This is a genomic window from Pseudomonas sp. NPDC090755 (assembly GCF_044769005.1).
Classification (GTDB): domain Bacteria; phylum Pseudomonadota; class Gammaproteobacteria; order Pseudomonadales; family Pseudomonadaceae; genus Aquipseudomonas.
Genome location: NZ_JBIVXC010000001.1, coordinates 154,270 through 172,681 on the forward strand (window position 1 = coordinate 154,270; position 18,412 = coordinate 172,681).

The window sequence follows — 18,412 nt, forward strand, 5'->3', positions numbered from 1 at the left end:
AGTCCTGAATGAAACGTACGCCGCATTTGCTCGCCATCCAGTCCCATGTGGTTTTCGGCCACGCCGGTAATGCGGCGGCGGTGTTCCCTATGCAGCGGGTCGGGCTGAATGTCTGGCCGCTCAACACGGTGCAGTTCTCCAATCACACTCAGTATGGCCAGTGGACGGGGGAAGTGCTTGCGCCAGCGCAAATCCCCGCGCTGGTGGAAGGTATTGCGACGATCGGTGAGCTGGGCAACTGCGATGCGGTGCTGTCCGGTTACCTGGGCAGTGCTGAACAGGGACGGGCGATTCTCAGTGGCGTGGCGCGCATCAAGGCGGCCAACCCCAAGGCCCTGTATCTGTGCGACCCGGTCATGGGTCATCCGGAGAAAGGCTGCATCGTACCGGCCGAGGTCAGTGTCTTCTTGCTCGAAGAAGCCCTGGCGGCTGCGGATGTGTTGTGCCCAAACCAGCTGGAGCTCAACAGCTTCTGTGATCGCCAGCCAGAGTCCCTGGAAGACTGCGTGGCCATGGCGCGCAGCCTGCTGGCGCGGGGGCCGAAAGCTATTCTGGTCAAGCACCTGGCATACCCGGAGCGTGGACCGGAAGATTTCGAGATGCTGCTGGTGACTGCCGAAGGCAGCTGGCACTTGCGCAGGCCGCTGCTGGCTTTCCCGCGTCACCCGGTGGGTGTCGGCGACCTGACTTCGGGGCTGTTCCTGGCCCGGGTGCTGCTGGGCGACGACTGGCTGACGGCGTTCGAGTTCACCGCCGCTGCCGTGCATGAGGTGCTGCTGGAAACCCAGGCCTGCGCCAGCTATGAGCTTGAGCTGGTGCGGGCCCAGGACCGCATCGTACACCCTCGGGTGCGTTTTGAAGCCAAGCGTCTTGCCGGTTAAAGCACGTCGCCCTTGAGCTCCTGGTAGCGCTTTTCCAGTTCCTGGCGAATCTGCCGGCGCTGCTTGCCTTGCAGGTAGCGGCGTTTTTCCTCGCTGGTTTCCGGCTGGCGCGGCGGCACGGCCACGGGCTTTCGGTCGTCATCGACGGCGACCATGGTGAAGAAGCAGCTGTTGCTGTGGCGCACCGAGCGTTCGCGAATGTTTTCGGTGACGACCTTGATGCCCACCTCCATCGAGGTGTTTCCGGTGTAGTTGACCGAGGCGAGGAAGGTCACCAGTTCACCGACATGCACCGGTTCGCGAAAGACCACCTGGTCCACCGACAGGGTAACCACGTAGCGGCCGGCGTAGCGGCTGGCGCAGGCATAGGCGACTTCATCCAGGTACTTGAGCAGGGTGCCGCCGTGCACATTGCCAGAAAAGTTGGCCATGTCCGGGGTCATCAGGACGGTCATCGACAGCTGGGCGTTTCCAGGTTCCATAGTGTGCTCACGGTTAGGTTGCGCTGAGACGGGGTGGCGACTGGTATTCACGCTTCTTTCCCCTATTACGATTCCCATCTAGAGACGGGACGCTGACAGCGGCCTTGCCGTCACGCTGTTTTTGCCATTTGCGGCGTTGATCTTGCCTATCTGTTTCCACTTATTGCATCGGCTTTTCGCGGCAGGTCGCGGTGTTAACCTGAGAAAGCCCATGCAAGGTGGGTTTCCTACATTAAAAACACTATGTGCCCGCGACTCAATCAGTCAATTCCTGGGTGAGTAGCGGCTTCGTCACGGGGTAAGGAGTACCGCGCCATGCATGCCATTAGCTTTATCCAGGATCTGGCTGTGATCATGCTGGTCGCCGGTGTGGTCACCATCCTGTTTCACCGATTCAAGCAGCCGGTGGTGCTGGGCTATATCGTCGCCGGCTTCATCATCGGCCCGCACACCCCCCCCTTCGGCCTGATCCACGACGAAGACACCATCAAGACCCTGGCCGAACTCGGGGTGATCTTCCTGATGTTCTGCCTGGGTCTGGAGTTCAGCCTGCGCAAGCTGTTCAAGGTGGGCGCCACCGCCTTTATCGCGGCGTTCCTGGAAATCGTGCTGATGATCTGGATCGGCTTCGAGATCGGCCGCTGGTTTGGCTGGAGCACCATGGACTCGCTGTTCCTCGGCGCCATCCTGGCCATCTCCTCGACCACCATCATCGTCAAGGCGCTCAACGACCTGAAGATGAAGAACGAGCGCTTCGCCCAACTGATATTCGGCGTGCTGATCGTCGAGGATATCCTTGGTATCGGCATCATTGCCCTGTTGTCGGGGATCGCTGTGAGTGGTTCGGTCAGTTCCGGCGAGGTGTTTTCCACGGTCGGCAAACTGTCGCTGTTCATGATCGTCGCCTTGGTGATCGGCATTCTGCTGGTACCACGCTTGCTGGCCTATGTGGCGCGCTTCGAAAGCAACGAAATGCTGCTGATTACCGTGCTGGGGTTGTGTTTCGGCTTCTGCCTGCTGGTGGTCAAGCTGGAGTACAGCATGGTGCTGGGCGCCTTCCTGATCGGCGCGATCATGGCCGAGTCGCGGCAATTGCTGAAAATTGAACGCCTGATCGAGCCGGTTCGTGATCTTTTCAGTGCTATTTTCTTTGTCGCCATCGGCATGATGATCGACCCGCAGGTGCTGCTCGATTACGCCTGGCCGATCGTGGTGATTACTGTGGCGGTGGTGCTGGGCAAGATGCTGTCGTGCGGTATGGGGGCCTTTATCGCCGGCAATGACGGGCGTACCTCGCTGCGGGTGGGCATGGGCCTGTCACAGATCGGCGAGTTCTCGTTCATCATCGCCGCCTTGGGCATGACCTTGCAGGTCACCAGCGACTTTCTCTACCCGGTGGCAGTGGCGGTCTCGGCCATTACCACGCTGCTCACGCCCTACCTGATCCGCGGCGCCGACCCGCTGTCGCTGAAGCTGGCCAAGATCGTGCCGCGGCGCTTGGCGCGGGTGTTGTCGTTATATGGCGAGTGGCTGCGCAGTATCCAGCCACAAGGCGAAGGTGCCCTGGTGGCGTCCATGGTGCGGCGCATCCTGCTGCAGGTGGGGGTGAACCTGGCCCTGGTGGTGGCGATTTTCTTCAGCGGCGGGTATTTCGCCGAGCGTATCGGTAGCTACCTGGGCGAGTGGATCAGCGATGTGGGCCAGCAGAAGGCGCTGATCTGGGGCGCAGCATTGCTGCTGTCGCTACCATTCCTGATTGCCGCCTATCGCAAGCTCAAGGCCCTGTCGATGCTCCTGGCCGAGCTTGGGGTCAAACCGGAAATGGCCGGGCGGCATACCCAACGCGTACGGCGGGTGATTGCCGAAGTCATTCCGTTGTTGTCCTTGCTGGTGATCTTCCTACTGCTGTCGGCGCTGTCGGCCAGCATCCTGCCCACCAGCGAGTTGCTGGTGCTGATCGTGGTGGTGGCGGCGGGCGTGGCAGCGTTGCTCTGGCGCTGGTTCATCCGCGTGCACACGCGCATGCAGATCGCCTTGCTGGAAACGCTGGAAAACCATCAGGAGCATCACCACTGAGGTGATGAAGGCGGGAGAGGGCTTCCTGCGCGGGACGAGTCGAATGTCCGAGGGGATGGAGCGGTAGCGAATCGCCACGCACAGGAATGCGAGGCGATTCTACGAACATTAATGGCGAAGAGCCATTATTTTGTGAGGATATTTCTCATTCAGCTTTCCAGCCAGACATCCCGCGCCCAGTGCCAGACCGACTCCCAGCTGTCCTCGGTGACGGCCTCTTCTTCGCCGGACCACAGCACCACGGTGCCGTCTTCTTCCACGCAGTAGTAATCGTCGCCATCCTGGCAGATCGGGATCAGGTCGCGGGGCACCCCGGCATCCCAGGCGTTGGCCGCCACATCCGGCAGGTAGGTGTGCGATTGCGGGTCGGTCACGGTGACCGGCTCGAGGCTGCCGTACACCACATCGCTGACCGTCAGCAGGAATTCCTTGAAGACGAATGGAATGTTGATGAACAACTCTTCTTCGATTTCGACCAGCTGGTCTTCGTCCGGCAACTCCAGGGGCACCGGTACCGGTTCGTTGGCTTCTCGGAGTTGCTCGATGACTTCTTCCACGGTTCTATCCTCTAACCTTTACGACGGCTGCGCGTTATACCCTAGTAGCCCGCTGCGCTAAAAGCAAAACCCCGGGACAAGCCCGGGGTTTTTTTGTGCAATGCCGCAGGATCAGCCGTTCTGGCGGATACCGGCAACCAGCCATGGCTGGTTTTCGCCCTGCACGCGTTCCATGTTCCAGCTTTCGCTGAACACTTCGCCCTGGTCGAAACGCGAGGTTTTCGACACGCCGCTGAAGGTCAGGGTGGCGATGGTCTTGTCGGCGCGGTCGTCGACGCCTTCCAGTTGTACATTCAGGTCGTCGATGTAGGTGGACTGGAAGCCATCACCCAGCGCGGCACGCTCCTGCTTGAGGAACTGCAGCATTTGCGGGGTAACGAATTCGGCGATCTTGTCCATTTCGTTGGCGTCCCAGTGCTGCTGCAGCGTCTGGAAGTGATTACGGGCGGCAGCCAGGAAGTTCTGCTCGTTGAACCAGGCCGGAGCATTGATCACCGGACGGGCGGCGGCAGGGGCGGCCGAACCACCGAAGACCGACGGCTGGGCAGGCTGCTGGTGCACTTCACGCTGGAAAGGCGCGTGGCCGGCGGCGGCAACTTGCGGCTGCTGCTGGCGGCGACGAGCGGCAATGAAGCGGAAGACCAGGAAGGCGATCAGCGCCATGATCAGGATGTCGAAGATCTGCATGCCTTCGAAACCGTCACCCATGAACATGGAGGCCAGCAGGCCACCGGCGGCGATGCCGGCCAGCGGGCCGAGCCAGCGCGAAGCGCCGCTGGCTGCAGGTGCGCGACCTGGAACGGTTGGCGCGGCAGCCGGAGTGGTCGGGGCTGCCTGGCGGGTCTGGTGAATAGGCGCGGCGCCCGAGCTCTTGCCGCCGCCGAGGCGTTTGGCGTTGGCGTCGAGACTCATCGTCAGGCCGATGCACAACGCCAGGGCGATGCTGAGAAAACGTTGCATAGAAGGGTATTCCCGTTTTGTGGATTGCACGCGCGTCATGGTGCACAGGTTCCAGGACACATGACCAGCGCCATAATGTTTCCAGCTTTTGCTTGTAGGAGCGGGCTTGCCCCGCGATGGGATGCGGCCGACCGCACGCGATCGCGGGGCAAGCCCGCTCCTACAAGGCTTCCAGCTTGGCGTAGCCAAGCATCAGCCACTTGCTGCCTTCGGCGAAGTTGACCTGCACCCGCGCCTGGGCGCCGGAGCCCTCGAAATTGAGGATCACGCCCTCGCCGAACACCGCGTGCTGCACACGTTGGCCCAGGTTGAAGGCGGTTTGCGGAATGTTGGCATTGGCGAACAGGCTGCTGGCGCTGGTCTTTTGCGCCGCGCCGAACGGTCGGCTGACGCTGTTGGACAGGCGCACTTCCTGGATCAGCCCCGCCGGAATCTCGCGTACGAAACGGGAAACCTTGTTGTAGGTTTCACTGCCATAAAGGCGTCGGGTTTCAGCGTAAGTCATCACCAGCTGTTGCATCGCCCGGGTGATGCCAACGTAAGCCAGGCGACGTTCCTCCGCCAGACGGCCGGGCTCCTCCAGGCTCATCTTGTGTGGGAACAGGCCTTCTTCCATGCCGACCAGGAACACATGCGGGAATTCCAGGCCTTTGGCGCTGTGCAGGGTCATCAGCTGGATGCTGTCTTCGTGTTCGTCGGCCTGGGCATCGCCGGCTTCCAGCGAAGCATGACCGAGGAACGCGGCCAGGGGTGAGAGTTCGGCATCTTCTTCGCTGGTTTCGAAGTTGCGCGCGGCGCTGACCAGTTCCTCAAGGTTTTCTACCCGTGCCTGGCCCTTTTCACCTTTTTCTTCCTGGTGATAGATGATCAATCCAGACTGCTCGATGACCGTCTGGGTCATCAGGTGCAGTGGCATGTCCATGACCTTGGCGGCAAGGTTTTCGATCAGCTCGATGAACGCGGCCAGGGCGCTGGCGGCGCGGCCCTTGAGCGCCTTGTTGGCGATCAGCAGGTTCATCGATTCCCACATCGATACTTCGCTGTGCCGGGCGTGGTCGCGAATCGCTTCGACGGTTTTCTCGCCGATGCCGCGCGGCGGAACGTTGATCACCCGCTCTAGTGCGGCGTCGTTACCGCGTCCTTCGAGCAGGCGCAGGTAGGCCATGGCGTTCTTGATCTCGGCGCGCTCGAAGAAGCGCTGACCACCGTAGATGCGGTAGGGGATGCGTTCACGCAACAAGGCTTCTTCAAGTACCCGCGATTGGGCGTTGGAGCGATACAGAATGGCAATGTCGCTGCGCGCCAGGCCGGTCTTGAGCACGCTCTCGATGGTTTCGACCACGTAGCGCGCTTCATCGTGTTCGTTGAAGGCCGCGTACAGGCTCAAGGGCTCGCCATCGCCGCCGTCAGTCCACAGTTCCTTGCCCAGACGATCGCTGTTGTTGGCGATCAGGGCGTTGGCGGCCTTGAGGATGCCGGCCGTGGAGCGGTAGTTCTGCTCCAGACGGATCATCTCGGCGTCGGGGAAGTCAGCGCTGTACTGGTGGATGTTCTCGATCTTGGCGCCACGCCAGCCGTAAATCGACTGGTCGTCGTCGCCGACCACCATCAGGCTGTCGCCACCTTTGCAGAGCAGGCGCAACCAGGCGTACTGCACGGCGTTGGTATCCTGGAATTCGTCCACCAGGACATGGCGGAAACGCCGTTGGTAGTGTTCGAGCAGGCCCGGGTGGTCACGCCACAGGTCCAGGGCGCGCAGCAGCAGCTCGGAGAAGTCGATGACGCCGGCTCGCTGGCAGGCTGCCTCGTAGGCTTCATAGATGCTGCGCATGGTGCCCAGGTACAGGTCGCCACTGGCCTGGATGTGTTGCGGGCGCAGGCCCTCGTCTTTCTGGCCGTTGATGAACCACTGGGCCTGGCGTGCCGGCCAGCGCTGCTCATCCAGGCCCAGCTCGCGGATCACCCGCTTGACCAGGCGTTGCTGGTCGTCGCTGTCGAGGATCTGGAAGTTCTGGTTCAGCCCGGCTTCCTGCCAGTGCGCTCGCAGCAAGCGGTGCGCCAGGCCGTGGAAGGTGCCCACCCACATGCCGGCCGGGTTGATGCCCATCAGCTGTTCGATACGCTGGCGCATCTCGGCCGCGGCCTTGTTGGTAAAGGTCACCGACAGGATCGAATGCGGCGAGGCCTGCTCGACCTGGATCAACCAGGCGATGCGGTGCACCAGCACACGGGTCTTGCCGGAGCCGGCACCGGCCAGGACCAACTGACGACCCACGGAGGCGGCTACCGCCTGGCGTTGGGCATCGTTGAGGGAGTTCAACAGGAGAGAGAGATCATCGCGCATCCGACCATTTTAGGGGCGCGGACAACCCTTGGGCAAATATACAGTAGAAAAACTTGCCCCTGACGACCGGCCGGTCATCGGCTGTAGCCCAGAGCCTGTGCGCTTGAGGGCTTGTCGTCGGAAAATTACGCGGATGAATAATGATCCAGAGCAGTTTGGCGCAGGCCTTCGCTTGTGTATGCTCCGTCCACGTTTAGGGCTAACCATTACAAGAACACTGCCTATGACATCCGCTTGCGACGCCGTCGGCGTGCCTCTGCAGTCTCGTGGAAGCATCCGCAAACAGTTCGCCACACAACTGGCGGTAGAGCGCACCCGCTTGCTCTACCAAGGTTCGTTGCTGCCCACCCTGTTGATGCTGCTCAACGGTCTGGTCTGTGCCTGGTTGCTCTGGAGCCCGGCGCGCTACCTGCTGGTCAGCGTCTGGGTGGTCTGGTTGAGCGCCCTGGTGGCACTGCGGGTCATTCAGGTCGCCGCTTTCGACTCCGCCATGCCCGAGCGTCAGGCCCAGCCGGTCTGGCGGCGCATGTTCCTGTTCGGTTCGGCGTTCAGCGGCCTGACCCTGGCCAGCGCGGCGATTGCCCTGGTCCCTGTGGATAACTTCGTGCAGCAGGCCTGGGTGTTCGGCTTGCTGGGGGCGGCGGCCCTGTCGGCCAGTATCGCCTACGCCGTCAGCCTGCCGGCCTTTCTCAGCTTTACCTTGCCCTGCCTGCTACCGCCCATCGCTTTCCTGTTCTGGCAGGGCGACCCACGCCAACAAGGCTGGGGCTGGCTTGGCCTGATTCTGCTGGGCGCCTTGCTGGTGGTGGCCTGGCAGGTCAATCGGCTGATCGAAGGCGGATTGCTCAGGCGATTCCAGAACCAGGCACTGATCGACCACCTGCAATCGGCCCAGGCGCGCAGCGAGCGGCTCAACCAGGCGCTGGCCGGCGAAGTGCAGCAGCGGCGGCTGATCGAAGAACAACTGCGCGAGGCCCAGGCCGGTCTGGAGTCGCGGGTCGCCCAGCGCAGCCAGGAACTTGACCAGGCCAACCGGGCCCTGCGCAAGAGCGAGCAACGCTTGGCCCAGGCCCTTGAGGCGAGCGAATTGGGGCTGTGGGACTGGAACCTGGAGACCGACGAAATCCACCATACCCAGCTGCATGAGTTGTTCGGCCTGGACCCCGGGTTGGTCCAGGAAATGGAAGTGCACCTCAAGCCTCGTCTGCATCCGCAGGACTTGCCGCTGCTCAAGCGGACCTTGGTCGAGCACCTGAAGGGGCGCACCGAGGACTATCGCATCGAATACCGCATTCGCCACGGCCAGGGCCACTGGTGCTGGATCGAGGACCGTGGCCGGGCGATCGAGCACGATGCCAGCGGGCGCGTGGTGCGCATGCTCGGCACGCGCCGCGATATCAGCGCACGCAAGGCGCAGGAGGAACAACAGCGGCTGGCGGCCACGGTATTTGAGGCCGCTCGCGAAGGCATCGTTATCCTCGACCCGGATTTCAGTCTGCTGGCGGTCAACCAGGCGTTCTGCCGGGTCACCGGCTATGTTCGCGAAGAGTTGTTGGGTGGCAGGCTGCTGGAGCTGCCCTGCAGTCGCGATGCCTGGCGACATTACCAGGCGATCGAGCAGGCGCTGGAGCAGTACGGCAGCTGGGAAGGCGAACTGGTCGAGGCGCGCAAGAACGGCGAGTTGTACCCTCAATGGCTGCAGCTCAACGGCGTACGCGACACGCACGGCAATATCAGCAGCATTGTCGGTTTCTTCACCGACCTGTCGGCCCGGCGCGAGTCGGAAGAGCGCCTGCGCTACCTGGCCCATTACGACGAACTGACCGGGCTCGCCAATCGCGCGCTGTTCCGCCTGCGCCTGCACGAGGCCAACCAGCGTGTGCGCCTGAGTGGCCGGGGCCTGGCCTTGCTGCATATCGATCTGGACCGCTTCAAGCTGCTCAACGACAGCCTGGGCCATGAAATGGCCGACCAGTTGCTCAAGCGCGTGGCCCAGCGCATCGGCAACGCCATGCCTGAGGCAGACACGGTGGCGCGTCTGTCTGGTGATGAGTTCTCGGTGCTGTTCGATGGCTATACCAACCTGTCGAGCCTGGTACGGGTGGCCGCCCGTTTGCTCGACAAGCTGCGGGTGCCGTTGCGTGTCGATGGCCATGAGCTGGTGATCAGTGCCTCGGTGGGTATCAGTCTGCTGTCCGATACAAGCCGTGACGTCACGGCACTGGTCAGCCAGGCCAACATGGCCATGCAGCACGCCAAGCACCTGGGTGGCGACAATTTCCAGTTCTACACCGAAAGCCTGCAGGCCAGCACCCTGCAGCGCCTGCAGCTGGAAAACCAGCTGCGCAAGGCCATCGAAGCGCGTCAGTTGCAGGTCTACTACCAGCCCAAGCTCTGCCTGGCCACCGGGCGCCTGCACGCCGCCGAGGCGCTGGTGCGCTGGCAGCATCCGCAGTGGGGCATGGTGCCGCCGGCTGATTTCATTGGCCTGGCCGAAGAAACCGGGCTGATCGCGCCCATGGGCGAGTTCGTGCTGCGCCAGGCCTGCTGGCAGGCCTGTGAATGGCAGCGCCAGGGGCTTGAGCCGATCCGTGTTTCCGTCAACCTGTCGGTCTACCAGCTACGCCAGGGCAAGCTGGTCAGCCTGGTGCGCCAGGTCCTCGATGAAAGCGGCCTGGCGCCTCATTTGCTGGAACTGGAACTGACCGAAAGTCAGTTGCTCGACAGTGTCGAACACATCATCGCCACCTTCCGCCAGTTGCATGAACTGGGGGTGAAGCTGGCCATCGACGATTTCGGCACCGGTTATTCATCGCTCAGTTACCTCAAGCGCTTTCCGGTGGACTACGTAAAGATCGACCAGGCTTTCATCCGTGGCCTGGCCGAGGGCAGTGAAGATGCCGCCATCACCCGGGCAATCATCGTCATGGCCAAGAGCCTGAACCTGAAGGTGGTTGCCGAGGGTGTGGAAACCCCCGAGCAACTGCATTTCCTGCGTGAGCAGGGCTGCAACGAAGTGCAGGGCTATCTGATCAGTCGACCGGTGCCGGCCATAGAACTGGTTGGGCTGATGTCCGCTCACTACAGCTTTTAGAGGTGCCAGGCGCGCCCCTGGTGCGCCAGCAGGCTGTGGGCCTGGTCCGGCCCATTGGAGCCGGCGTGGTAGGGCCGTGGGGCCTGGAAATGTTCCTGCCAGCCGGTGAGGATCGGATCGATCCAGGCCCAGGCGGCCTCAACCTCGTCACGGCGCATGAACAGCGTCGAGTCGCCTTCCAGCACATCCAGCAGCAGGCGCTCGTAGGCGTCCCAACGGCGGGTCTGGCCGAACACCTGGGCCAGGTTGAGGTTCAACTCCACCGGCTCCAGGCGCATGCCCTTGCCCGGGGTCTTGGTCATCATCTGCAGGCTGATGCGTTCATCGGGCTGTAGCTGGATCAGCAACTGGTTGGCCTGGTCGCCCTCGAACAGGCGATGGGGCACCGGCTTGAACTGGATGACGATCTGCGAGGAGCGCTTGGCCAGGCGTTTGCCGGTGCGCAGGTAGAAGGGCACGCCGGCCCAGCGCCAGTTGTCGATATACGCTTCTACGGCGACGAAGGTCTCGGTATCGCTGTCGTTGTCGACATCTTTCTCGAAGTAGTAGGCCGGTACTTCCTGGCCGCCGATCTTGCCGGCGCTGTACTGGCCGCGCACGGTCTTGTCCTGCACGTCCTGGCCGCGAATGGGCTTGAGGGCCTTGAGGATCTTGACCTTTTCATCGCGTACCGCTTCGGCTTCGAACTGCGCCGGCGGCTCCATGGCCACCAGGCAGAGCAGTTGCAAGAGGTGGTTCTGCACCATGTCACGGGTAGCCCCGGCACGGTCGTAGTAGGCGCCGCGGTTTTCCACGCCCAGGGTTTCGCAGACGCTGATCTGTACGTGGTCGACCTGGTTGTTGCGCCACACCGGCTCCAGCAGGGCGTTGGCAAAGCGCAGGGCCATGAGGTTCTGCACGGTTTCCTTGCCCAGGTAGTGGTCGATGCGAAACACCTGCGATTCGTCGAATACGTCGCTGATCGCCTGGTTGATCGCGGTGGCCGATTCCAGGGAGTGGCCGATGGGCTTCTCCAGGACGATGCGCGCTTCGCTGTCGGCCAGCCCGGCGATTTTCATGTGGTTGGCGATGGGCACGAACAGGTTGGGCGCGGTGGCCAGGTAGTAGACCCGGGTCAAACCGCCGGGTTCGCCGAGAAAACGCGCCAGGCGGCCGAAGTCGGCACTCTGCGAGGCATCCATGGCGAAGTAGTCCAGGCGGGCGGAAAAACGCGCCCAGACATCCTCGTCGAAGTCGATGCGGGCGATCTGGGCCCGGCAGCGGCGTTCGATGAGCTTGAGAAATTCGCTGCGTGGCAGATTGCGCCGCGCCAGGGCAATGATGCGTACGGCATTGTGCAGGCGCCCCTCGCGATACAGGTGGTAGAGCGCCGGAAGCAGTTTGTTCAGGGCCAGATCACCCGTGCCGCCAAATACCATGATGTCGCAAGGGATAGTCAATACCACCACTCTCCTGTTCGTTTAGCTGGGCGGGTCGCCGGTCATGTAGTATAACTACAAGAAAGCTACAACCCGGTCAGTCGATCATAACCGAGTCCTGCCCTTGAATCTGTTGCAACACATCGCCCAGTCGCGCCATCTGCTACGCAAATCGGAACTGAAGGTTGCCGATCACGTGCTGCTCGATCCCGCAGCCGTCATGCACAGCTCCATGGCCGATCTTGCCCATAGCGTTGGTATCAGCGAGCCGACCATCGTGCGCTTTTGCCGTGCCATCGGTTGCTCCGGGTTCCAGGACCTCAAGCTCAAGCTTGCCCAGAGCCTGGCGGCCGGTGCCAGTTTCGGCCAGTTCGCCATTCATGAAGACGACTCGGTTGCCGACTACAGCCTGAAGATCTTCGACACTACCCTGCATACCCTGATGGAGGTGCGCGAGCATCTCGACCCCCAGGCCCTGCAGCGCGCGGTGAGCGCCATGGCCCAGGCCCAGCGCGTGGAGTTCTACGGCTTCGGCGCCTCCGGGGCAGTGGCGGCCGATGCCCAGCACAAGTTCTTCCGCTTGCTGCTCACTGCCGCGGCCTATTCCGACCCGCACATGCAGGCGATGTCGGCGGTAACCCTCAAGCCGGGCGACGTGGCCATCTGCATTTCCCAGTCGGGGCGTTCCAAGGACCTGCTGATCACCGCCAACCTGGTGCGTGAAAGCGGTGCCACGCTGATCACCCTGTGCCCGAGCCAGACGCCACTGGCTGAGCTGTCGACGGTCAACCTGGCCATCGACGTGCACGAAGACACCGAGATCTACACCCCGCTGACGTCGCGTATCGCCCATCTGGTGGTGATCGATGTGCTCGCCATGGGCGTGGCCATGGCTCGCGGCCCGAGCCTGGTCAACCACCTCAAGAGCGTTAAACGCAGCTTGCGCAGCCTGCGTCTGTCGCCCAAGTCCGTGAAGGCGATGGACGACTGATACCGCCCTGTAGGAGCGGGCTTGCCCCGCGATTGCGGTTTTTCAGTTGCACCCCTTCGCGGGGCAAGCCCGCTCCCACAGGGATGTCTGTCATTTCATCGATTTGTCATTGGCGCGCCGCCAAATCGTAACGCCGCGTAGTCAGGCTGAAACTCCCGCACTCGATCAGGGAGATATGCAATGGCTCGTGAATTCGATGGCTCGTATCAGCCCAGCGCCAAGTCCCGCAAGCAGCAGGAGAAAGATCAGCGCCGCATGGAGTTCCGTCGCGCGATCGAAAGCTACTCCGAGCAGCGCCGCCTGCTGCAGGAAATCGCCGATTACCCCGAATTGCAGGCCATCAATGTGTGGCAGGTATCGGCGGCAAATTCCCCGAAAAACGTTCAACAAGTGCGCTGATTTGCGTCCGTTCGCTACGGATGAACGCAAGAAAGGCCAAGGCCACCGGCGACTGCCGCTTGGCCTTGGACTGCACCACGCACCAGCTGCGGTACAGCGGCAATTCCTCCACTGGTAGCTCGCGCAGCACACCGGTGGCCAGTTCCAGGTTCAGCGCGTGGCGGGTCAGCAGGGCAATACCCAGGCCGGCCACCACGCACTCTCTCTGGGCATCGGTGGAGGCCACTTCCAGGGTCTGGGTAAAGTGCACGCGCTTGTCCTTGAAGTACTCCTCGCAGGCCTTGCGGGTGCCCGAACCTTGCTCGCGGATCAGCAGGGTGTGGGGCTCCAGGTCCTGCAGGCGCAGCTTCTCCAGCTTGCACAGCGGGTGGTCCGGTGGCGCCACCGCAACAATCGGGTTGTTGAGGAACGGCAGGAACTCCAGGCCCATGTCCTGGGGTACCATCGACATGATGATCAGGTCGTCGCGGTTGTCGGAAAGCCGGCGGATCGCCTGGGCGCGGTTGACCACCGTCAGGGTCAGGTTGACCTCGGGGTGCAGGCGTTTGAAGGCGGCGAACAAGTGCGGCACGAAGTACTTGGCGCTGGATTCCACCGCCAGCTTCAAATGCCCTTGCAGCGAACCCTGCATGTCCGAGAGCTGCATGTCCAGGCTCTCCAGGCGTCCGAAGATGTCACGGCTGGCGCGTTGCAAGGCCTCGGCAGCCTCGGTCAGGTAGAGCTTCTTGCCGACGTACTCGAACAGCGGCTGGCCCACCAGTTCTTCGAGTTGACGGATCTGTAGACTAACGGCGGGTTGCGTGAGCGACATCTCCTCGGCCGCCCGGCTGTAGGAACGCAAATCGCAGACCTCGTTGAAGATCTGAAGTTGACGCAATGTCATACGCATCAATGACTTACGCATTTTATTCCCACCTCGGCAAAACCTTGTAACAGCACTATAAGCTTTTGCTAATGCACACCCTAATAAATATTGATTTTTGTTTATCCAGAGACGGCGCTAGGGTAAAGATGCGACTGGCCAGCGACGATTGGTCACGCGCCGACCGGCGTTGCCGGCTCGTTTGTTCTAGCGGCCTTGGGAATACTCCAGTGATAAAAAAGATCCTGATCGCCAACCGCGGTGAAATTGCTGTCCGAATCGTGCGTGCCTGCGCCGAGATGGGCATTCGTTCCGTGGCGATCTACTCTGACGCCGATCGCCATGCCTTGCACGTCAAGCGTGCCGACGAAGCCCACAGCATCGGTGCCGAGCCCCTGGCCGGTTACCTGAACCCGCGCAAGCTGGTCAACCTGGCGGTGGAAACCGGTTGTGATGCCCTGCATCCCGGCTATGGCTTCCTGTCGGAGAACGCTGAACTTGCGGATATCTGCGCCGAGCGCGGTATCAAGTTCATCGGCCCGGCGGCCGAGGTGATCCGCCGCATGGGCGACAAGACTGAAGCCCGTCGCAGCATGATCAAGGCCGGCGTACCGGTGACCCCGGGCACCGAGGGCAACGTTGCCGACATTCATGAAGCCCTCGAAGAAGGCGACCGCATCGGCTACCCGGTGATGCTCAAGGCCACTTCCGGTGGCGGTGGTCGCGGTATTCGTCGCTGCAACAGCCGCGAGGAGCTGGAGCAGGCCTTCCCGCGGGTGATCTCCGAAGCGACCAAGGCCTTCGGTTCGGCGGAAGTCTTCCTGGAAAAATGCATCGTAAACCCGAAACACATCGAGGCACAGATCCTCGGTGACAGCTTCGGCAACGTCGTGCACCTGTTCGAGCGCGACTGTTCGATCCAGCGCCGCAACCAGAAGCTCATCGAAATCGCCCCGAGCCCGCAACTGACCCCGGAACAGCGCGCCTACATCGGCGACCTGTCGGTGCGCGCGGCCAAGGCCGTGGGTTACGAGAACGCCGGTACCGTGGAGTTCCTGCTCGCCGATGGCGAGGTGTACTTCATGGAAATGAACACCCGGGTGCAGGTGGAACACACCATCACCGAGGAAATCACCGGCATCGATATCGTTCGCGAGCAGATCCGCATCGCCTCGGGCCTGCCGCTGTCGGTCAAGCAGGAAGACATCCAGCACCGTGGATTCGCCCTGCAGTTCCGTATCAACGCGGAAGACCCGAAGAACAACTTCCTGCCCAGCTTCGGCAAGATCACCCGTTACTACGCACCCGGCGGCCCCGGCGTGCGGACCGACACGGCGATCTACACCGGCTACACCATTCCACCGTTCTACGACTCCATGTGCCTGAAACTGGTGGTCTGGGCGCTGACCTGGGAAGAAGCCATGGACCGCGGCCTGCGGGCCCTGGACGACATGCGCGTGCAAGGGGTCAAGACCACCGCCGCTTATTACCAGGAAATCCTGCGCAATCCGGAATTCCGCAGCGGTCAGTTCAACACCAGCTTCGTTGAAAGCCACCCGGAACTGACCAACTACTCGATCAAGCGCAAACCCGAAGAGCTGGCTCTGGCCATCGCCGCCGCCATCGCCGCCCACGCAGGCCTGTGAGGAACCCGATAATGTCCAAGAAAATCTTTGTAACCGACACAATCCTGCGCGACGCCCACCAGTCCCTGCTGGCCACCCGCATGCGTACCGAAGACATGCTGCCGATCTGCGACAAGCTCGACAAGGTCGGCTACTGGTCGCTGGAAGTCTGGGGCGGCGCCACCTTCGACGCCTGCGTGCGCTTCCTCAAGGAAGACCCGTGGGAGCGCCTGCGCAAACTGCGTGCGGCCCTGCCCAACACTCGCCTGCAGATGCTCCTGCGCGGCCAGAACCTGCTCGGCTACCGCCACTACAGCGACGACGTGGTCAAAGCCTTCGTCGCCAAGGCTGCGGTCAACGGCATCGATGTGTTCCGTATCTTCGACGCTATGAACGATGTGCGTAACCTGCGCGTGGCCATCGAGGCGGTGAAGGCCGCCGGCAAGCACGCCCAGGGTACCATCGCCTACACCACCAGCCCGGTGCACACCATCGACGCCTTCGTGGCCCAGGCCAAGCAGATGGAAGCCATGGGATGCGACTCGGTGGCGATCAAGGACATGGCCGGCCTGCTGACCCCGTATGCCACCGGTGAACTGGTCAAGGCGCTGAAGGCCGAGCAGTCGCTGCCGGTGTTCATCCACTCCCACGACACCGCAGGCCTGGCTGCCATGTGCCAGCTCAAGGCGGTCGAGAACGGTGCCGACCACATCGACACCGCCATCTCCAGCTTCGCCTGGGGTACCAGCCATCCGGGTACCGAGTCGATGGTCGCCGCCCTCAAGGGCAGCGAGTTCGACACCGGCCTGGACCTGGAGCTGCTGCAGGAAATCGGCCTGTACTTCTACGCCGTGCGCAAGAAGTACCACCAGTTCGAAAGCGAATTCACCTCCGTCGACACCCGCGTTCAAGTGAACCAGGTGCCTGGCGGAATGATTTCCAACCTGGCCAACCAGCTCAAGGAGCAGGGCGCGCTCAATCGCATGAGCGAAGTGCTGGCCGAGATTCCTCGCGTGCGTGAAGACCTCGGCTTCCCGCCGCTGGTCACCCCGACCTCGCAGATCGTCGGTACCCAGGCCTTCTTCAACGTCCTGGCCGGCGAGCGCTACAAGACCATCACCAACGAGGTGAAGCTGTACCTGCAAGGTGGCTACGGCAAGGCTCCGGGTGTGGTCGACGAGCAACTGCGTCGCCAGGCCATCGGCAGTGAGGAGGTCATCGACGTGCGTCCGGCCGACCTGCTGAAGCCGGAAATGGCCAAGCTGCGTGCCGATATCGGCAACCTGGCCAAGTCGGAAGAAGACGTGCTGACCTTCGCCATGTTCCCGGACATCGGGCGCAAGTTCCTCGAGGAGCGCGAAGCGGGCACCCTGACCCCTGAAGTGCTGCTGCCGATCCCGGAAGCGGGCAAGGTGGCCTCGGCGAGTGGCGAAGGCGTGCCGACCGAGTTCGTCATCGACGTCCACGGCGAAACCTACCGCGTCGACATCACCGGTGTTGGCGTCAAGACCGAAGGCAAGCGTCACTTCTACCTGTCCATCGACGGCATGCCGGAAGAAGTGGTGTTCGAGCCGCTCAACGAATTCGTCGGCGGTGGCGGCAGCAAGCGCAAGCAGGCCAGTGCACCAGGCCATATCAGCACCACCATGCCGGGCAACATCGTCGATGTGCTGGTCAAGGAAGGCGACCAGGTCAAGGCCGGCCAGCCGGTGCTGATCACCGAAGCCATGAAGATGGAGACCGAAGTGCAGGCGGCCATCGCCGGCAAGGTCACTGCCATCCACGTGGCCAAGGGCGACCGGGTCAACCCGGGTGAAATCCTGATCGAGATCGAGGGCTGATTTTCAGGCCCTCATCTACAAGCGGTTAACCTCTGGGGAGCGTATGCTCCCCTTTTTTTTAAGGGGCCTGCACTGCCTGTGTAGCCGCTGCCGAGGAACGAGGCTGCGATCGCCTGCGCAGCAGGCGCAAGCCGGTTTTGCGGCCGTTTCACGGCCGATCGCAGCCTGGCGGCAGCGGCTACAGAAACGGACCAGGACTATCGCGCTCGACAAGCCTCGAGCGTATGTACTTGCCCCTGTGGCTGCTGGTTCTCTGCCGACAACCAGTGCTCGAACCCCGCCGCAATCGCCGGCCACTCCTCATCGGTAATCGAGAACCAGGCTGTGTCGCGGTTCCTGTCCTTGATCACCATATGCTTGCGAAACACCCCTTCAAAGGTGAAACCGAAGCGCAACGCGGCACGCTTGGAGCGGGCATTGGCATCGTTGCATTTCCACTCCAGGCGCCGATTGCCCAGTTCGAACGCCAGCTTGCCTAGCAGATAGACCGCTTCGGTGCCCTTGGGCGTGCGCTGCATGGCGGCGCCGAAAGCGATGTGGCCGATTTCGATGCGGCCCTGGTCCGGGACGATGGACATCAGGCTGAGAATACCCTGGGCCTGGCCGCTGGCCAGATCGATGACGCTGTAGAACAGCGGGTCGCTGCTGGCCGCGTTGCTATCGAGCCAGTGGTCGAAATCTTCCCGTTCGGTGAAAGGTCCGTATGCCAGGTAGTCCCAGAGTTTCGTGTCGGCCCCGACGCCCTGGAACACCTCCCAGAGGTCTTCGCGGTCACGCCGGGGATCGAGTTTTTCCAGGCGGATGAAACGCCCGGTCAAGGTGGTCGGTTGCGGGCGTTTGGCCGCACGCCAGTTCAAGGTTGCACTCATGTAAAGGCTCCTG

Annotated in this window: 14 protein-coding genes; 7 read left to right on the forward strand and 7 right to left on the reverse strand. The window is 62.2% G+C overall.

Annotated elements, in window-relative coordinates; all coding sequences use genetic code 11:
* Positions 1-8: 8 nt before the first annotated feature.
* The gene (pdxY, locus tag ACIQUS_RS00755; RefSeq protein ID WP_403041601.1) at positions 9-881 is read left to right on the forward strand and encodes a pyridoxal kinase PdxY; all 873 of its coding nucleotides are present in this window, start codon (positions 9-11) and stop codon (positions 879-881) included.
* On the opposite strand, the gene ACIQUS_RS00760 is transcribed toward pdxY, so the two are convergent.
* Positions 878-1,363: an acyl-CoA thioesterase gene (locus tag ACIQUS_RS00760; protein WP_403041603.1), complete on the reverse strand. Its 486-nt coding sequence runs from the start codon at positions 1,361-1,363 to the stop codon at positions 878-880. The two genes, pdxY and ACIQUS_RS00760, sit on opposite strands and share 4 nt — an antisense overlap.
* 315 nt (positions 1,364-1,678) lie before the next feature.
* On the opposite strand from ACIQUS_RS00760, the gene ACIQUS_RS00765 reads away from it, so the two are divergent.
* The gene (locus ACIQUS_RS00765) at positions 1,679-3,439 is read left to right on the forward strand and encodes a cation:proton antiporter (protein ID WP_403041607.1); all 1,761 of its coding nucleotides are present in this window, start codon (positions 1,679-1,681) and stop codon (positions 3,437-3,439) included.
* A gap of 149 nt (positions 3,440-3,588) precedes the next feature.
* On the opposite strand, the gene ACIQUS_RS00770 is transcribed toward ACIQUS_RS00765, so the two are convergent.
* From ACIQUS_RS00770 to uvrD, 3 genes are all read right to left on the reverse strand, one after another.
* Positions 3,589-3,996, reverse strand: a complete 408-nt coding sequence (locus tag ACIQUS_RS00770) for an SMI1/KNR4 family protein (protein WP_403041611.1) — start codon at positions 3,994-3,996, stop codon at positions 3,589-3,591.
* 111 nt (positions 3,997-4,107) lie between these two features.
* On the reverse strand, positions 4,108-4,956 hold the full coding sequence (locus ACIQUS_RS00775) for a Tim44 domain-containing protein (RefSeq protein WP_403041613.1): 849 nt from the start codon (positions 4,954-4,956) through the stop codon (positions 4,108-4,110).
* 160 nt (positions 4,957-5,116) lie between these two features.
* Positions 5,117-7,300, reverse strand: coding sequence for a DNA helicase II (gene uvrD, locus ACIQUS_RS00780; protein WP_403041615.1), 2,184 nt, complete (start codon positions 7,298-7,300; stop codon positions 5,117-5,119).
* A 223-nt stretch (positions 7,301-7,523) separates the two neighbouring features.
* On the opposite strand from uvrD, the gene ACIQUS_RS00785 reads away from it, so the two are divergent.
* Positions 7,524-10,394 (forward strand): EAL domain-containing protein, encoded by a 2,871-nt coding sequence (locus ACIQUS_RS00785; RefSeq protein WP_403041618.1) that lies wholly within the window; start codon positions 7,524-7,526, stop codon positions 10,392-10,394.
* On the opposite strand, the gene zwf is transcribed toward ACIQUS_RS00785, so the two are convergent.
* Positions 10,391-11,833, reverse strand: coding sequence for a glucose-6-phosphate dehydrogenase (gene zwf, locus ACIQUS_RS00790; RefSeq protein WP_403041621.1), 1,443 nt, complete (start codon positions 11,831-11,833; stop codon positions 10,391-10,393). The two genes, ACIQUS_RS00785 and zwf, sit on opposite strands and share 4 nt — an antisense overlap.
* Positions 11,834-11,936: 103 nt before the next feature.
* On the opposite strand from zwf, the gene hexR reads away from it, so the two are divergent.
* Together hexR and ACIQUS_RS00800 are read left to right on the forward strand one after the other, a co-directional pair.
* Positions 11,937-12,803 carry a transcriptional regulator HexR gene (gene hexR, locus ACIQUS_RS00795; RefSeq protein WP_045186245.1) on the forward strand — a complete coding sequence of 289 codons (867 nt, stop codon included), beginning with the start codon at positions 11,937-11,939 and terminating at the stop codon, positions 12,801-12,803.
* A 180-nt stretch (positions 12,804-12,983) separates the two neighbouring features.
* Complete coding sequence (locus ACIQUS_RS00800; protein WP_403041625.1) at positions 12,984-13,202, forward strand: PA3496 family putative envelope integrity protein; 219 nt, start codon at positions 12,984-12,986, stop codon at positions 13,200-13,202.
* Here the strand turns inward: ACIQUS_RS00800 and ACIQUS_RS00805 are convergent.
* Positions 13,144-14,106 carry a LysR family transcriptional regulator gene (locus ACIQUS_RS00805; protein WP_285865076.1) on the reverse strand — a complete coding sequence of 321 codons (963 nt, stop codon included), beginning with the start codon at positions 14,104-14,106 and terminating at the stop codon, positions 13,144-13,146. The two genes, ACIQUS_RS00800 and ACIQUS_RS00805, sit on opposite strands and share 59 nt — an antisense overlap.
* A 188-nt stretch (positions 14,107-14,294) precedes the next feature.
* On the opposite strand from ACIQUS_RS00805, the gene ACIQUS_RS00810 reads away from it, so the two are divergent.
* Positions 14,295-15,710 carry an acetyl-CoA carboxylase biotin carboxylase subunit gene (locus tag ACIQUS_RS00810; protein WP_045186243.1) on the forward strand — a complete coding sequence of 472 codons (1,416 nt, stop codon included), beginning with the start codon at positions 14,295-14,297 and terminating at the stop codon, positions 15,708-15,710.
* An 11-nt stretch (positions 15,711-15,721) separates the two neighbouring features.
* Positions 15,722-17,530 (forward strand): sodium-extruding oxaloacetate decarboxylase subunit alpha, encoded by a 1,809-nt coding sequence (gene oadA / locus ACIQUS_RS00815; protein WP_403041630.1) that lies wholly within the window; start codon positions 15,722-15,724, stop codon positions 17,528-17,530.
* A gap of 197 nt (positions 17,531-17,727) precedes the next feature.
* Here oadA and ACIQUS_RS00820 read toward each other — a convergent pair whose 3' ends face one another.
* Positions 17,728-18,399: a GNAT family N-acetyltransferase gene (locus ACIQUS_RS00820; RefSeq protein WP_403041633.1), complete on the reverse strand. Its 672-nt coding sequence runs from the start codon at positions 18,397-18,399 to the stop codon at positions 17,728-17,730.
* Positions 18,400-18,412 lie beyond the last annotated feature (13 nt).

Coding starts and splice junctions, on each gene's coding strand:
- pdxY (WP_403041601.1), top strand. CDS start 9: ATGAAACGTACGCCGCATTTGCTCGCCATCCAGTCCCATGTGGTTTTC.
- ACIQUS_RS00760 (WP_403041603.1), bottom strand. CDS start 1,363: ATGGAACCTGGAAACGCCCAGCTGTCGATGACCGTCCTGATGACCCCG.
- oadA (WP_403041630.1), top strand. CDS start 15,722: ATGTCCAAGAAAATCTTTGTAACCGACACAATCCTGCGCGACGCCCAC.
- ACIQUS_RS00800 (WP_403041625.1), top strand. CDS start 12,984: ATGGCTCGTGAATTCGATGGCTCGTATCAGCCCAGCGCCAAGTCCCGC.
- ACIQUS_RS00820 (WP_403041633.1), bottom strand. CDS start 18,399: ATGAGTGCAACCTTGAACTGGCGTGCGGCCAAACGCCCGCAACCGACC.
- ACIQUS_RS00785 (WP_403041618.1), top strand. CDS start 7,524: ATGACATCCGCTTGCGACGCCGTCGGCGTGCCTCTGCAGTCTCGTGGA.
- uvrD (WP_403041615.1), bottom strand. CDS start 7,300: ATGCGCGATGATCTCTCTCTCCTGTTGAACTCCCTCAACGATGCCCAA.
- ACIQUS_RS00765 (WP_403041607.1), top strand. CDS start 1,679: ATGCATGCCATTAGCTTTATCCAGGATCTGGCTGTGATCATGCTGGTC.
- ACIQUS_RS00805 (WP_285865076.1), bottom strand. CDS start 14,106: ATGCGTAAGTCATTGATGCGTATGACATTGCGTCAACTTCAGATCTTC.
- ACIQUS_RS00775 (WP_403041613.1), bottom strand. CDS start 4,956: ATGCAACGTTTTCTCAGCATCGCCCTGGCGTTGTGCATCGGCCTGACG.